The organism is Variovorax sp. OV700, from assembly GCF_900099805.1.
Classification (GTDB): domain Bacteria; phylum Pseudomonadota; class Gammaproteobacteria; order Burkholderiales; family Burkholderiaceae_C; genus Variovorax.
Window position 1 is genome coordinate 1 of sequence record NZ_FNDR01000005.1, and the last position, 15,123, is coordinate 15,123.

Consider the following 15,123-nt stretch of genomic DNA (forward strand, 5'->3'; position numbering starts at 1 on the left):
TCGTCCACGGTCTGCTCGCCGGCCAGCACGGGCGACAAGAGGATGCGGTTGTAGTTGGGGTGCGGCTCGGCACCGAAGACGGTGATGTCGTACAGCTCCGGGGCGAGCTTCAGGAGCTCCTCCAGGGTGCGCACGCCGGCCATGCCGTTGCCGACCATCACGAGTTTGAGTTTCTTCATGGGGTGGGGCCTTTCAAGGAATCAAGCAATGGAGAAGCGCGCGGCGCGCGTGGAAAGCACGTGGAGAATGGCGCCATGAGCTTTGAAGTGGACATCGGCTACAGCAGCCAGCGCGGACCGCGCGAAGTGAACGAAGACTTTGCCGGCGCCGTGAACGCGCCGCCCGGCGAGGAGTCGCGCGGACTCATCGCGGCCATTGCCGATGGCGTGTCCACCGGCGGCCGCGGGCTGGAGGCGTCGCAGACCACGGTGATGGGGCTTCTGGCCGACTACTTCGCCACGCCCGACACCTGGGAGCCGACTGCCGCGCTCGACCGCCTGGTCGCCGCGCAGAACGCCTGGCTCGCCGATCACAACCGGCGCCGCCAGGGCGGGGGCACGGCGCTCACTACCTTGACGGCGCTGGTGCTGCATGGCCAGAGCTACACGCTGGCGCACGTGGGCGACACGCGCGCATGGCGTGTGCGCACCGACGGCGAGCCGGCCATGCTGCTGACGCAGGACCATGCCTTCGAACATCCCGACATGCGCAGCCGGCTGACGCGCGCCATCGGCCTGGACGACCAGGTGCGCGTCGACTACGTGCAGGGCGACGTGCGCGTGGGAGACTGCTTCGTGCTCACGTCCGACGGCGTGCACGGCGTGCTCAAGCCGCAGCGCCTGGCCGAGCTGGCCTTGCAGGGCGGTGCCGAGGAAGCGAGCGAGGCGCTGGTGCAAGCGGCGCTCAATGCGGGCACGCACGACAACGCGACCGCACTGGTCATTCGCGTCGTGGGCCTGGACGCGCGGCAACTGGACGACGAACTCGGCGACGGCCGCCGCCTGGCGCCGCCGCCGTTCCTGAAAGTGGGCGATGCGCTCGACGGCTACGTCGTCACCGGGCTGGTGGCCGACACCGGCGTGCACCTGCTGTACCAGGCGCGCAATGCGGCCACGCGCGAGCTGGTGGCGCTCAAGACGCTGCACCCTTCGCGCGCCAGCGATCCGCAGGAGCGCGCCATGCTCGCACACGAAGCCTGGCTCGGCCAGCGCGTGGGGAGCGGCGGATTCGTGCGCGTGCACGAGCGGGCCGAAAACGCCAGCGCGCTCTACATCGTGTTCGACTGGCACGGCGGGCGCACGCTGGAGCAGATGCGCAAGTCCGGCGCCCGCGGCACGGTGGCCCAAGTGGTCACGGCGGCCATCGAGGTGACCAAGGCGCTGGGCCGGCTGCACCGCCATGGCGTGGTGCATCGAGACATCAAGCCCGGCAACCTGCACCTGGGCGACGATGGACGCTGGCGCATCCTCGATCTTGGCGTGGCGCTGTCCGGACGCGAAGGCTCCGCCCAGCGGGAGCTGCATGCCGGCACGCCCAGCTACATCAATCCCGAGCAATGGGAGGGCGCCCATGCCGACCCCGGCAGCGACCTGTTCGCGCTCGGCGCCACGCTGTACCAGTGGCTCGGCGGACACCTTCCTTACGGCGAGATCGAGCCCTACCAGGTGGCGCGCTACCGGCGCGATCCCGTCGCGCTCTCGCGCCTGCGGCCCGACGTGCCCGTGTGGCTCGACCACCTGGTGCGCAAGGCCGTTGCGCGCGATCCGAGGGAGCGCTTCGAAACCGCCGAGGAAATGCTGCTCGCCCTGGAGCGGGGCGCTTCCCGCCCCGTCAACGCGCCCGCCGCCACGCCGTTGATCCGCCGCGATCCGGCCGCGCTCTACAAGATCGCACTGGCCATGTCGCTGCTGTTCAACGCACTGCTCGTGGTGTGGCTTCTCTTCCTGCCACGCTGACGGCGAGCGGAAGAAGGTCATGGGCGTGCCGCTTTCCGTGGTGGGACGTACTTCTTCGTTTCCGTCGGCTGGGGCGAGGTGCGCGCACGGCCGCCTTTTTCGGCCCAGGTGCGGGTCCAGCGGATCTGCATGACGCGCATCACGCCCAACATCACGAGCGAGAGCGCACCGAAGAACACGAAGCCCCAGACATAGCTGCCCAGGTACTGCTTCGACAGGCCCATGGCGTTGGGCACCAGGCCGCCGCCCAGCGCGCCGATCTCGCCGATCATCGAGCCGGCCACCGCGGTGCTCGTGGGCCAGCGCAGCGGCACCAGCTGGAACAGCGCGCCGTTGCCCGCGCCCAGCGCGGCAAAGCACAGGATCAGGAGCAGCGTGGTGAGTGCCAGGGAGGACGACGAGATGCCCACCAGCACCAGGCCGACAGCCACCACCAGCAGCACCACCGTCAGGGTGTTGACGCCGCCCCAGCGGTCGGAGATCCAGCCGCCCACGACGCGCACCGCGGCGCCCATGAAGGCAGCCAGCATCGTGAGCTGTCCGGCCTGCACCTTGCTCACGCCGAACTGGTCGTAGTAGTAGGAGGGCAGGAAGGTAATGAGGCCGATGAAGCCGCCGAAGGTCACGCCGTAGATGAGGCTGAACACCCAGCCGTCTTTTTCGAACAGGCAGGCGATGTGCTCGCGGAAACTCGCGTGGCTGTCGACGTCGGGCGGCTCCTTGGCAAACACGATCATCACGACCATCGGCACCAGGATGGCGGCCGCGGCCACGCCGTACACCGCTTGCCAGCCGAGCCACTGCGCGAGCGGCGGCGCCACCAGCACCGACACCGCGGTGCCCACGTTGCCGGCGCCCACCAGGCCCATGGCCAGGCCCTTGTGCTGCGGCGGGAACCAGCCCGAGCCCAGCGACAGCGCCACGCCGAAGCTCGCACCCGCGATGCCCAGCAGCACGCCCATGGCCAGCAGGTCGTTGAAGCTCTTCACGAAGAAGAAGCCGAACAGCATGGCCACCGCGATCAGAGCCATCTCGACCAGCGTGGCGTTCTTGCGGCCGATGTATTGCGACAGGATGCCGAGCGGAAAGCGCATCAGCGCGCCCGCGATGATGGGCACTGACAGCATCAGGCCCTTCTGTGCGGGCGAGAGGTCGAAGGTCTCGCCGATGAAGGGTGCCATGGCGCCGTTCAGCACCCAGATGCAGCAGGAGAACGAGAAATACAGAAAGGCCGAGAACAGCGTCGGGCCGTGGCCTGATTGCAAGAAGGTCCTGAAACTGGACATGGCGTTCAATCGTGCGAAATGCCGCGGCGCAGCTCTTCAGGAGCCGTGTCGACGGACGGGGTTGGGGCGGAGTGCCGGCGGCGGACGCTGTCGGCGTGGGGGTGCTTTCCGGCATGGGGAATGCCGGGACGGATGCAGGAGCCTGCAGCCTCACCAAAGCGGTGCTTCGTTACACCGCAGCCCAATCGATGCAAGAGGCGTGCCTGCGAAAACGAGCCGGCGTGACCTATGCTTGCCCTGCCTTCAACCGCTTTGCCATGATGTCCCTTCTCGTCGTTCTGCCCAATGAATTCGCCGTACCCGCGCCGTTGCCGGAGCCCCTGCAGCAAGCGCTGGCGAGTGCCGGCGCTATCGTCAGCGAGCGGGCCACCTGCCACACGCTGGTGCAGCAGGTGGGTGCGATTGCACCGCAACAGGTGCTGGCCTGGCTGCCGGCACCGGCGCATCAGCTGCAGCCGCTGCTCGATGCGTTGAAAGAATGGAACGGCGCCCCGCCGTGCACACTGAGCCTGGTGAGTGCGCCGCTCGACGGCGCGCAGCACGAAGCGCTGGTTGCGCTCGGCGTGCATGCGTGGATGCCGCTCGATGCGCTCGACGGCGCTTCGCTGGCCGGGCTGACGGCCAGGGCGCAGGCCCGCTGGCAGCGCGACGCCGCCTTGCGCACCGAGCTCGAGGGCCTGCGCACTCGCATGGACGAGCGCAAGTGGGTCGATCGCGCCAAGGGCCTTTTGATGTCCACGCGGGGCATCGGCGAGGACGAAGCCTTCGGCCTTCTGCGCGGTGCCGCCATGCATGCCAACTTGAGGCTGGGCGAGGTGTCGCGCTCGGTGATCGAGGCCGCGCAATGGGCCGATGCCATCAACCGCGCCGGACAGCTGCGCATGCTTTCGCAGCGACTGGTGCGCGTGGCGGCGCAGCTGCTCGCCGGCATCGACGTGCAGCGCGCGCGGGTCCTGCGCACGCAATCGACCGAGCGGGTGCAGCAGAACCTGGATCATCTGGCCACCCTCGATCTGGGCGCGCCTGGCGTACAGGCGCTCGGCGAGGTGCGCACGGCCTGGGACGGATTGGCCGCCTTGCTGGCCGTGCGGCCGGCGCCCGAGGGGCTGGCCGAGATCGATGCGCGCGGCGAGGCCTTGCTGTCGGCCGCAGAGGCCATGACGGATGCGCTGGAAGCTTCCGGCGCGCGGCGTGCGCTGCGCATCGTGAACATCTGCGGCCGCCAGCGCATGCGCGCGCAGCGCCTGGCGAAAGACGCATTGCTCGCATCGACCATTGCGGCAGAGGCTTCGCGCAGCCGACTGCTGCCGACCATGAACGAGTTCGAGGCGGCGCTGGGCGAGCTGGAGCGCGCGCCCCTCAGCTCACCCGAGATCCGCGCCGCGCTGGTGGCCGCACGCGACGAATGGCTGCGCCTGGTGGGCGGCGTGCAGGCGCTCGACAGCGCCGAGGGCCGCGCGACGCTGGTGCGGTCCAGCGAAGCGCTGGTGGACACCTTCGAGCGTCTCACGGCCTGGTACGAGCACAGCTTGCAGGTCATCATGTCCTGACGCCGCTTGTGCCGCGCTCGCTGGTTCAGGCTGCGACCTTCTCCACGTGCGCCTGGCGCGTGTAGAGAAAGTCGATCACGGCCTTGCGGGCGTGCACGTAGACCGGGTCTTCGGCCAGTTCGACGCGGTTGCGCGGACGGGCAATGTCCACCGCCAGCACTTCACCGATGGTGGCGGCCGGGCCATTGGTGAGCATCACGATGCGGTCGCTCAGGAGCACCGCCTCATCGACGTCGTGCGTGACCATGACGACGGTGCTCTGCGTCTTTTGCACGATGGCGAGCAGCTCGTCCTGCAGCTTGGCGCGCGTGAGCGCATCGAGGGCGCCGAAGGGCTCGTCCATCAGCAGCACCTTGGGTTCCATCGACAGCGCGCGCGCAATGCCCACGCGCTGCTTCATGCCGCCCGATATTTCGCCAGGGCGCTTTTGCGCCGCCGGCGTGAGACCGACCAAGGCGAGCGCCGCATCGGTGCGCGCACGCAGCTGCGTCTTGTTCTCGGTGGCAGCAAACACGCGTTCGACCGCGAGGTAGACGTTCTCGAAGCAGGTGAGCCAGGGCAGCAGCGAGTGGTTCTGAAAGACCACCGCGCGCTCCGGGCCCGGACCCTTGATTTCCCGGTTCGCGCACAGCAGCACGCCCTCTGTCGGCGTGGTCAGGCCGGCGATGAGGTTCAGCAGCGTCGACTTGCCGCAGCCCGAATGGCCGATGAGCGTGACGAACTCGCCCTTGGCCACGTTCAGGTTGACACCCCGCAGCGCAAGGAAGCTGCCCTTGGCGGTCTTGAAGCGCTGCTCGACGCCGTGAATTTCGATGTACTTGGAATCATCATTCATGACTTCACCTCTTCGAACGTGAATGCCGTAGCGAGCTTGATGAGCGCGAACTCCAGCACCAGGCCGACGATGCCGATGACGAAGATCGCGATGATGATGTTGGCGACGTTGAGGTTGTTCCACTCGTCCCACACCCAGAAGCCGATGCCGACGCCGCCGGTGAGCATTTCGGCAGCGACGATCACCAGCCACGCGGTGCCCACGGCCAGGCGCACGCCGGTCAGCATGTAGGGCAGCACGGCGGGGAAGAGGATCTTGGTGAAGATCTTCCACTCGGACAGGTTCAGCACCTTGGCCACGTTCATGTAGTCGCTCGGCACGCGCTGCACGCCCACGGCGGTGTTGATCACCATCGGCCAGATCGAGCAGATGAAGATGGTCCAGATGGCCGCCGGGTTGGCGCCCTTGAACACCAAGAGTCCGATGGGCAGCCATGCGAGCGGCGACACCGGACGCAGCAGGCTGATGAGCGGATTGAACATGCGCGAAAGAAACTCGAAGCGCCCGATCGCAAAGCCCGCCGGAATGCCAACGGCCGCGGCCAGCCCGAAGCCCAGCGCCACGCGCTGCAGCGACGAGAGCACGTTCCAGCCGACGCCCTGGTCGTTGGGACCCTTGCTGTAGAACGGATCGCTGAACACGGTGAGCGCCTGCTGCCAGGTGACCAGCGGCGACGGAAAGCCGGTGGTGCTTTTCATGGCGACCAGCTCCCAGATCAGCACCAGAAGACCGAAGCCCGCGAGCGGCGGCAGCACGCGCATCCAGAAGGCGCGCAGGTCGATGGATGTACGTGGTTTTTGCACGCGTTCCTTTTTGAGGATCGGGAGGGGGGCTGCCTCGGCGCGGGGCACACCCTCACCCCGGCCCTCTCCCGCGCGCGGGAGAGGGAGAGGGAGAGATGCGTCCATCGGCGAATGAAATACGGCGCTGACCATGGTGTGTTTCTCCTCAGGCGTCTCAGACGTGGATCTTGAAAGAGTCGGCATATTTCTTCGGGTCCTTGCCGTCCCACACGGAGCCGTCGAACAGCTTGCTGGTGCGCATCACGTCCTTGGGAACCGGCGTCTGCGTGGCGGCGGCGGCCTGCTTGTAGATGTCGATGCGGTTGATCTCGGTGGCCACCTTCAGGTAGTCCGGATGCTCCTTCAGCAAGCCCCAGCGCTTGTGCTGCGTGAGGAACCACATGCCGTCCGAAAGGTAGGGGAAGCTCACCGCGCCGCCGTTGTAGAACTTCATGTGGTTGGGGTCGTCCCAGCTCTTGCCCATGCCGTTGATGTAGCGGCCCAGGATGCGCTGGTTGATGGCGTCCACGCTGGTGTTGACGTAGCTCTTGTCGGCAATGGTCTCGGCCATCTTGTTCTTGTTCTGCAGGCCCGTGTCGATCCACTTGCCGGCCTCGATGATGGCTGCGGTGACGGCGCGCGCGGTGTTGGGATACTTCTTGACGAAGTCGCCCGTGGTGCCGAGCACTTTCTCCGGATGGTCCTTCCAGATGTCCTGGGTGGTGATGGCTGTCACGCCGATGCCGTCCATGATCGCGCGCTGACCCCAGGGCTCGCCCACGCAGTAGCCGTCCATGTTGCCGACGCGCATGTTGGCCACCATCTGCGGAGGCGGCACGGTGATGTTCTTGACGTCCTTGAACGGGTCGATGCCGGCCGAGGCGAGCCAGTAGTAGAGCCACATGGCATGCGTGCCGGTGGGAAAGGTCTGGGCAAAGGTGTATTCGCGCTTTTCGGTGGCGATAAGCTTGGCGAGCGAGGCCGCGTCCACTGCGCCCTTGTCGGCGAGCTTTTTCGACAGCGTGATGGCCTGGCCGTTGTTGTTGAGGGTCATGAGCACGGCCATGTCCTTCTTGGGACCGCTCAAGCCCAGGTGCATGCCGTAGACCAGGCCGTAGAGCACGTGCGCCATGTCCAGATCGCCGTTGGAGAGCTTGTCGCGCACGCCGGCCCAGCTGGCTTCCTTGCTGGGGACGATCTTCACGCCGTACTTCTTGTCGATGCCGAGCACCGAAGCCATCACGACGCTGGCGCAGTCGGTCAGAGGGATGAAGCCGATCTTCACTTCCTCCTTCTCCGGCTTGTCCGAGCCCTGGGCCCAGACAGCTGCGCGCAGGGCGGGATCGATTCCCACGGCGCCAATGGCGGCGGCTTGCAGTACGCGGCGGCGGCTGAGGCGGGTTTTCAGCAGGTCGGTCATGTGACGGGCTCCGGTTGAAGGACAACAAAAAGGAAAAGCAAAAAACAAAAAAGGCGTCCGCACCGCGCAAGGGCCGCTCGAAAACGAGCCCTTGCGGGATGGGGACGCCTTTGTCCGATGTCGGTCGGCAAACACCCGCCGTTGGATGTTTGCCTGCCTGGGACCCTGAGGTCCATGTACTACTTCAGCAAACTGTGTGCCAGCTTTTCGAACCCCTCATCCGCTATCAAATAGGCAGCAGGAGAGTGGCTTGCGGCGTGTTTCCCGGTTCGCTGGGGCCAAAAGCCGGTTGCGCGCACGATTGTTGTGCGTCGCACCAATTCGTGCGCCCGTGCCCGCTTCTTCAGCGCTGGGGCGCCTCGGCCAGGGGCAGGTAGTCGGCCATGGCGAGCATCGACTCGGCCACGTCGACGAGCCGGCGCTTCTGGTTCATGGCCGTTTGCAGGAGCATCTTGTGGGCTTCGCCCTCGGTCATCCGGCGGTGCGCCATCAAGAGGCCCTTGGCACGCTCGACCAGCTTGCGCTCGTTGAGCGAGGCCCGCACGGTTTCGAGCTCGTCGCTCATGGCCTGCAGGCGGCGCGATTGCTCCTGGACCATGTCGAGCACGGAGCGCTCCAGGTGCCGGCCATATTGGGCGGGCTCGGTGGCCTGGGTGTCGGCGTCGTCGAAGAAGGCCGCGCCCTCGGTTTGGGGCGCCAGAGTGCCAAGCACCTCCTCGTACCTCTGAAGTTCGCTGCGCGCCTCGGTGGTCTTGCGGGCGCAGAGCTCGCGCAGGTCGGTGGCCAGGCGGTCCTCGACGGTCTTCATGGTGTCGATGCGGCGCGTGCAGCTGTCGAACCACGCCTGGCTCAACCGGGGGTCGGGCACAGCGGCCGAAGCTGCCTGGGCCGACGTCACGCTCATCCGGCGCATGCGCTCGATCTCGGCCGTGGCCGCATCGGACTGGCTGCAATGCCAGAGCGCCAGCACGCCGCTGCTGGAGAAATCGATGAAGACCTGGAAGCAGCGCTCCTGCAGTTCGATGAGATGCAGCCATTGCTGGCGCTGCGACTCGTCGCGGCGGCCCACGGCCAGCGAAGCAGCGCCGAAAGCGCGCTCCTGGCCTGCGAATTCCTTGCCCTGCATGAAATTGAACATCGCGACCAGGAGGCGCGAGATCTCGGGGTCGGTGGCGCCGTCGGCCGCTTCGAACACCACGGCCAGCAAACCGGCGACGAGCTTGGCGAATGCCGCGGTGGCCTGCGCAGGCGTCAGCTCGAGTGCGCCGACGCGGCGGCGCAGCGCGGGCAGGCCGTCGAACCCGGGGAGCACCCAGGCAATGCGGCTGAAGAGGCGGGCGCTGTTGCCGGCGGTGGCGCCTGGACGCGCCTCGGTCTCGAGCTGGTCGAATCCGGCGCGCACCGCTTGTTCAAGCGCCAGGCATTCGGCGATCTGAGGATCGCGCTGGTCGGCGAAACGGACGCCTCGCGAGGCGAGAAAGACGTTCGACATGCCGCGCTCCCGCTGCAGCGCATGAACGAGCCGCGCGATCAGGCCGACCAGGTCGCTGGTGCGCGCGAGCTGGTCCAGCTCGTCGATTTCGCACTTTCTGGCGGCGATCAGAAAACTCAGTCCGGATTTCATGGTGGGGAAGGGAGGGCGACAGATGTGCTGCAACATCCGTGCCGTGCGGGATTGGCACCCCGCCTACACTCGCAGCATGCTTCTCCTGGGAATCGAATCCTCCTGCGACGAAACCGGCGTGGCGCTGGTCGAATCGCACGGCAACGCGCTGCCGCTGCTGCGCGCGCACGCGCTGCACAGCCAGATCGCCATGCACCAGGCCTATGGCGGCGTGGTGCCCGAACTGGCCAGCCGCGACCACATCCGCCGCGTGCTGCCGTTGACCGAAACCGTGCTGGCCGAGGCGGGGCGCTCGCTGGCCGAAATCGACGTGGTCGCCTATACGCGGGGGCCAGGCCTAGCGGGGGCCTTGCTGGTGGGTGCGGGCGTGGCCTGCGCGCTGGGCGCGGCGCTTGGCAAGCCGGTGCTCGGCGTGCATCACCTCGAAGGTCACCTGCTGTCGCCCTTCCTGAGCGCGGATCCGCCGGAATTTCCGTTCGTGGCGCTGCTGGTGTCGGGTGGGCATACGCAGCTGATGCGGGTCGATGGCGTCGGGCGCTACCAACTCCTGGGCGAAACCATCGACGACGCAGCCGGCGAGGCCTTCGACAAGAGCGCCAAGCTCATGGGCCTGCCGTATCCGGGCGGCCCCTGGCTGGCCAAGCTGGCGGAAGAGGGCAATGCCACCGCCTTCAAGCTGCCCCGGCCGCTCTTGCACAGCGGCGACCTGGATTTTTCCTTCGCCGGGCTGAAGACCGCCGTGCTGACGCAGGCCAAGAAGCTCGGCACCGCGCTCGAGGTGAACAAGGCGGACCTTGCCGCGTCGACGCAGGCGGCGATCGTCGAGGTGCTGCTGAAGAAGTCGATGGCGGCGCTCGAGCAGACCGGCCTCAAGCGGCTCGTCGTGGCTGGCGGGGTGGGGGCGAACCGAAGCCTGCGCGAGCAACTGAACGCCGCCTGTGCCAAGCGCGGCGTGCGCGTGCACTACCCGGAACTGCATCTGTGCACCGACAACGGCGCGATGATTGCCATGGCGGCCGCCATGCGGCTGCAATCGGGGCTGGTCGAGGCCAGCGAACGCTATGCCTTCGACGTCAAGCCGCGATGGCCCATGGCTTCGCTGATGACGCCCGAGGCACCCTCGCGGGTGCCCGCCTAGCAGCAGCGGGGCGCGGCGTGCGGCCGAGCGACGGCACCGGCAGCACATCGAGCATGTTGCGCCACAGCTGGCGCCACTGCGGCCAGTCGTGGCCCCCTTCGGTCGTGAAGACACGGCCTTCGGGCAAGGCATCGGCCAGCAGCCTGTGGTTGCTGGCAAAGCGGTCGTCCAGGCCAAAGCCGAGATAGAGCTCCGGCAGCTTCCGGGCCTGCTGAGGTTCCAGGTATTGCTTGAACCACGGCCACAGCTTGCGGTCGACTTCCTCGTCGGGCAGGGGGCCGCTGGGTGCCTGCCACGCACGCAGGCCGCCGGCTTTGAGGATCTCGGCGCCGAGAACGCGCCGCCCCAGGTAGGGGGCCAGTGCGACGATGCCGTCGACCGAGCCCGGCCTGGACAGTTCATGGATCAGCGCGCCGAAGCCGCCAATGGAAATGCCCACGAGCCAGATCGACTTGTAGCCGTTGGCCCGCTGCGGCTCGATGACATCCGCATGCAGGCGCTCGCTGAGCGTCTGGTCGTAGTAGTAGGAAACGTCAGCGTCCACTAGCAGCGAATCGGCCGCCAGGTGGCGCTCGCGGACCGCGCTGATGAAGCCTTCGCGCTCGAATTCGTCGGGTTTCAGGTAGGCACCCGGCAGGAAGACCAGGAGCGTCTCCGACCGTTCATTGTCTTTGGCTGACTTGAGGTGCGTGATCATGGCGTGCCTTGAGGGGGCACCCGAATCCGCACCGCGGGGATTCGGTGCGCTTGCGAGACGCCCACGAAGAAGAAAAATGTGAAAACGTCACATCATGTGACGTTATCCGCTGCCCTATTGTGAATAGGGAGTGCGAACAAAGTCAAAAACAAAAGTTAACGACACTTTCCTCTCGCGGGCTTTTCAACCTCAGTTGATCTGCAACGCTGAAATCTGGCTGGCCGGCACTTTTTTGCCGAGTTTCAGCGTGAGCACGCCATTCTCGAGCTTGGCTTCGCTGGCAGCCACGTCGATGTCCAGCGGCAGCTCGTAGGCAGCCTTGAACTGGCGCTTGGCCTCGGCCTTGCTGTCGATGCGGACCACGGCACCTTCGATGCCGATGGCGAGGTCTTCGCGCGAGAGGCCCGGCACATCGAGGGAAAGGGTCCAGCTCTTGTCGTCCTGTTCGACGAGGGGCGAGCGGCTTGCTCCGGTGAAGGCTTCGTTGACGAAGCGCTCGAAGGCGCGGTCGTACGAACGGGGAGCGAAGCGAGCTGTGCGAAGGGTAGGTGCGAAAAACATGTGAGAACTCCTGAATGAACACAATGAGGACAAGGAATGTGTGTCCCTTACACTGCGCGGCCATTCAATCCTGAGTGCCGCTTGACACCTCATCTAGGCATGGCCGCACCCGTTTCAAGACAATGAACCCCCCCTTTATTTGGCGTCGCAAGGCCTTGAAATTTGCAGCGCTGGCGCTATGCGCAACGCCCTTTGCGGCGCTAGCCCAGACGCCCACGGCACCGCCAGCGCCCATTCGCCTTGCATTGATCGAGAGCATGAGCGGCCCGTTCGCCAACACGGGCGAGGCGGTGTTCCGCAACCTGCTGTGGGCCGTGGAGCGCGTGAATGCGCGCGGCGGCGTCAAGCTGCCGGGTGTGCCCGGCGGTGCGCGGCCGCTGCAGCTCGACCGCTACGACAGCAAGGGGCAGAACGAAGAGGCGCTGTCGGCATTGCGCGCGGCCATGGACGACGGCGCGCGCATCGTGCTGCAGGGCAACTCCTCGGCCACCGCCGCGGCGCTGGTCGATGCCATCGAGAAGAACAACGAGCGCGATCCCTCGCGGCGCGTGATTTTTCTCAACTACGCGGCCGTCGATCCGGTGCTCACCAACGAGCGCTGCAGCTTCTGGCACTTTCGCTTCGACGCCCATGCCGACATGCGCGTGGCCGCGCTGATGGAAGTGGTGAAGGACGATGCGGCCCTCAAGCGTGCGTATCTCATCGGGCAGGACTACAGCTTCGGCCAGGCGGTGCTGCGCGAATCGAAGCGCCAGCTGGGCGTGCAGCGGCCCGACGTGGAAATCGTCGGCGACGAGCTGCACCCGATGGGCCGGGTGAAGGACTTCGCGCCCTACGCCAGCAAGATCCTTGCGAGCGGCGCGCAGGCGGTGTTCACCGGCAACTGGGGCAACGACCTCACGCTGCTGGTGAAGGCTGCGCGCGAGGCCGGATTCAACGGCACCTTCTATACCTTCTATGGCAATGCGCTGGGCGCGCCCGCGGCCATCGGCGATGCCGGCATCGGCCGCGTGATCGCGGTGGCCGACTGGCTGCCCAACGTTCAGACTGCTCAGTCCGAGTCGTTCTATCGCGCCTTCCGCGCGCGCTTTCCCAGGCCGGCCGACGACTACGTGCACATGCGCATGCAGCTGCTCGTGGAATCGCTGGCGCAGTCGATCGAACGCGCGGGCAGTGTTGAAGCCGTGGCCGTGGCGCGTGCGCTCGAGCAGGCCGACGTGAGCCTTTATGGACAGCGCGGCCGCATGCGCGCGGCCGACCACCAGTTTCAGCAGCAACTCGTGGTCGGCGTGATGGACAAGCAGGGCAAGCCCGGCGTTCAGTTCGACGTCGAAGGTTCGGGCTACGGTTTTCGCGTGATCAAGACCATTGCCCCCGAACGCGCCGAACTGCCGACCAGCTGCAAAATGAAAAGAATCTAGGAAACGACGACATGCGCGAAGCCATTCACAACCTCGAAGCCTCCAAGATCCGCGAGGTTGCCAATGCCGGGCTCGGCCGCGACGACGTGCTCGCGTTCTGGTTCGGCGAAAGCGACGAGGTCACGCCCGAGGTGATCCGCCAGGCGGCCATCGATTCGCTGCAGCGCGGCGAAACCTTCTATGCGCACAACCTCGGGCTGCCCGAACTGCGCGAGGCGATTGCCGGCTACACCAGCAAGCTGCATCCCGCGGTCGATGCGTCGCGCATTGCCGTGACCTCCGGCGGCGTCAGCGCGCTGATGCTCGCGGTCCAGGCGCTGGTCGATGCGGGCGACGAGGTGGTCGCGGTCACGCCGGTGTGGCCCAACCTCACGGCGCAACCCGCCATCCTGGGTGCCCATGTGCGCACGGTGTCGCTGGTGCCTGCTGACGGCCAGTGGACGCTCGACCTGGCCGCTTTGCGCCAGGCGGTCACGCCGAAGACCAAGCTCCTGATCGTCAATGCGCCCAACAACCCCACCGGCTGGACCATGACGCGCGAAGAGCAGCAGGCCGTGCTCGACCACTGCCGCGAAACCGGCACCTGGATCCTGGCCGACGAGGTGTACGAGCGCCTTTACTTCGAATCGACGCCCAACGGCTGCGCACCCAGCTTCCTCGACATATCGAAGCCCGACGACCGGCTGGTGGTGACGCACAGCTTCTCGAAGAGCTTCCTCATGACCGGCTGGCGCCTGGGCTGGCTCGTGCTGCCGCCCGTGTTGGTCGAGGGCATAGGCAAGCTGATCGAGTTCAACACCTCCTGCGCCAGCGTCTTCACCCAGCGCGCCGCCGTCGCCGCCATCGAACACACCGCCGAGATCACGCCCCGCGTGGTGGCCCATCTGAAACAGTGCCGCGACACCCTGGTCCCGCTGCTGGCCGCACTCCCCGGCGTGCAGGTGGCTCCCGCCAAGGGCGGCATGTACGCCTTCTTCCGCCTCGAAGGCTTCGGCGACTCCCTCGACCTCGCCAAGCGCCTGGTCGTCGAAGCCGGCCTCGGCCTCGCCCCCGGCAATGCCTTCGCCCCGGAAGCCCAAGGCTGGCTGCGGTGGTGCTTCGCCTCCAAGGACCCCCAGCGCCTGGTTCAGGGTGTCGAGCGCCTGAAAACCTGGCTCGCCGCCCAGGAATAGGCGCCACGCCAAAATCGCGCCCGGCGAAGCCCGGGCCGTTCGGGAACACCGCGGAACCGGCTTTGCCGGGCCGCCAGTGTTGCCCCCTTGAGGGGGAACGAGCTACACGAAGTGAGCGAGAACGGGGGAGGGTTATAATCCCATGGCTTTGCATGCCGCAAGGCGCACGGTGAGGGCAGTTCCAGCGCTCACCGCAAGTCAAACATCCCGGAACAAGGAAATTCAACATGATCGCAGCCTCCATCAAGGCCGAAGTCGTCAAAGACAACGCCCGCGCCGCCAACGACACCGGCAGCCCAGAAGTGCAAGTTGCACTGCTGACCGCCCGTATCAACGAGCTCACCCCCCACTTCAAGACGCACGCCAAGGATCACCATGGCCGTCGCGGCCTGCTGCGCATGGTGAGCCGCCGCCGCAAGCTCCTGGACTACCTCAAGTCCAAGGACGCCGACCGCTACACCGCGCTGATCGCCAAGCTGGGTCTGCGCAAGTAAACCGAATCGCATGAAAAAACGCCTGGGTTAGTCCGCTAGCTCAGGCGTTTTTTACTTCGCGATCCACTTTCGGAGTGCCAAAACAGAGCGAAGCTGTGTCATTCCAATGAAGTTCCCGCCGAGCTTCGCTGGAATGGCATCGTGTTCTGAGAAGCCTCCGTCCCTGCGGAACCTGTGCCGAATACAGG

General features: G+C 66.5%; 13 protein-coding genes and 1 pseudogene. 6 read left to right on the top strand and 8 right to left on the bottom strand.

The features are described 5' to 3' along the window. A pseudogene (locus BLR24_RS31035) lies at positions 1-179 on the bottom strand (NAD(P)/FAD-dependent oxidoreductase); the annotation flags it as partial. Between the two features lie 75 nt (positions 180-254). Between BLR24_RS31035 and BLR24_RS12855 the strand changes: the two are divergent. Next, on the top strand, positions 255-1,955 hold the full coding sequence (locus tag BLR24_RS12855) for a bifunctional protein-serine/threonine kinase/phosphatase (protein ID WP_093018205.1): 1,701 nt from the start codon (positions 255-257) through the stop codon (positions 1,953-1,955). 17 nt (positions 1,956-1,972) lie between these two features. On the opposite strand, the gene BLR24_RS12860 is transcribed toward BLR24_RS12855, so the two are convergent. Continuing rightward, positions 1,973-3,241, bottom strand: a complete 1,269-nt coding sequence (locus BLR24_RS12860; RefSeq protein WP_093017410.1) for an MFS transporter — start codon at positions 3,239-3,241, stop codon at positions 1,973-1,975. A 257-nt stretch (positions 3,242-3,498) separates the two neighbouring features. Here BLR24_RS12860 and BLR24_RS12865 point away from each other — a divergent pair, with 257 nt between their 5' ends. Continuing rightward, entirely contained in the window at positions 3,499-4,791 is a 1,293-nt protein-coding gene (locus BLR24_RS12865; RefSeq protein ID WP_093018207.1) for a type IV pili methyl-accepting chemotaxis transducer N-terminal domain-containing protein, read from the top strand. 25 nt (positions 4,792-4,816) lie between these two features. Here the strand turns inward: BLR24_RS12865 and BLR24_RS12870 are convergent, their stop codons facing one another. From BLR24_RS12870 to BLR24_RS12885, 4 genes are all read right to left on the bottom strand, one after another. Continuing rightward, complete coding sequence (locus BLR24_RS12870; RefSeq protein ID WP_093017412.1) at positions 4,817-5,626, bottom strand: ABC transporter ATP-binding protein; 810 nt, start codon at positions 5,624-5,626, stop codon at positions 4,817-4,819. Further along, a complete protein-coding gene (gene ntrB / locus BLR24_RS12875; protein WP_093017414.1) occupies positions 5,623-6,561 on the bottom strand; it encodes a nitrate ABC transporter permease in 939 nt (312 codons plus the stop codon). The genes BLR24_RS12870 and ntrB overlap by 4 nt, the downstream gene beginning before the upstream one ends. Before the next feature lie 22 nt (positions 6,562-6,583). Further along, entirely contained in the window at positions 6,584-7,828 is a 1,245-nt protein-coding gene (locus tag BLR24_RS12880; protein ID WP_093017415.1) for a CmpA/NrtA family ABC transporter substrate-binding protein, read from the bottom strand. Between the two features lie 343 nt (positions 7,829-8,171). Then, positions 8,172-9,452 carry a nitrate regulatory protein gene (locus BLR24_RS12885; protein ID WP_093017417.1) on the bottom strand — a complete coding sequence of 427 codons (1,281 nt, stop codon included), beginning with the start codon at positions 9,450-9,452 and terminating at the stop codon, positions 8,172-8,174. A 76-nt stretch (positions 9,453-9,528) separates the two neighbouring features. Between BLR24_RS12885 and tsaD the strand changes: the two genes are divergently transcribed. Continuing rightward, on the top strand, positions 9,529-10,590 hold the full coding sequence (tsaD, locus tag BLR24_RS12890) for a tRNA (adenosine(37)-N6)-threonylcarbamoyltransferase complex transferase subunit TsaD (protein ID WP_093018209.1): 1,062 nt from the start codon (positions 9,529-9,531) through the stop codon (positions 10,588-10,590). Here the strand turns inward: tsaD and BLR24_RS12895 are convergent. Both BLR24_RS12895 and BLR24_RS12900 read right to left on the bottom strand, forming a co-directional pair. Next, entirely contained in the window at positions 10,526-11,287 is a 762-nt protein-coding gene (locus BLR24_RS12895) for an alpha/beta hydrolase-fold protein (protein WP_093017419.1), read from the bottom strand. The genes tsaD and BLR24_RS12895 overlap by 65 nt on opposite strands. Positions 11,288-11,476: 189 nt before the next feature. Then, the gene (locus tag BLR24_RS12900) at positions 11,477-11,848 is read right to left on the bottom strand and encodes an Hsp20/alpha crystallin family protein (RefSeq protein ID WP_093017421.1); all 372 of its coding nucleotides are present in this window, start codon (positions 11,846-11,848) and stop codon (positions 11,477-11,479) included. Positions 11,849-11,970: 122 nt separating this feature from the next. Here BLR24_RS12900 and BLR24_RS12905 point away from each other — a divergent pair, with 122 nt between their 5' ends. The 3 genes from BLR24_RS12905 to rpsO all read left to right on the top strand — a co-directional run bounded on the left by BLR24_RS12905 (position 11,971) and on the right by rpsO (position 14,935). Further along, entirely contained in the window at positions 11,971-13,269 is a 1,299-nt protein-coding gene (locus tag BLR24_RS12905) for a branched-chain amino acid ABC transporter substrate-binding protein (protein ID WP_093017423.1), read from the top strand. An 11-nt stretch (positions 13,270-13,280) separates the two neighbouring features. After that, positions 13,281-14,441 (top strand): pyridoxal phosphate-dependent aminotransferase, encoded by a 1,161-nt coding sequence (locus tag BLR24_RS12910; RefSeq protein WP_093017425.1) that lies wholly within the window; start codon positions 13,281-13,283, stop codon positions 14,439-14,441. 227 nt (positions 14,442-14,668) lie between these two features. Beyond that, entirely contained in the window at positions 14,669-14,935 is a 267-nt protein-coding gene (gene rpsO, locus BLR24_RS12915; RefSeq protein WP_007837783.1) for a 30S ribosomal protein S15, read from the top strand. Positions 14,936-15,123 lie beyond the last annotated feature (188 nt).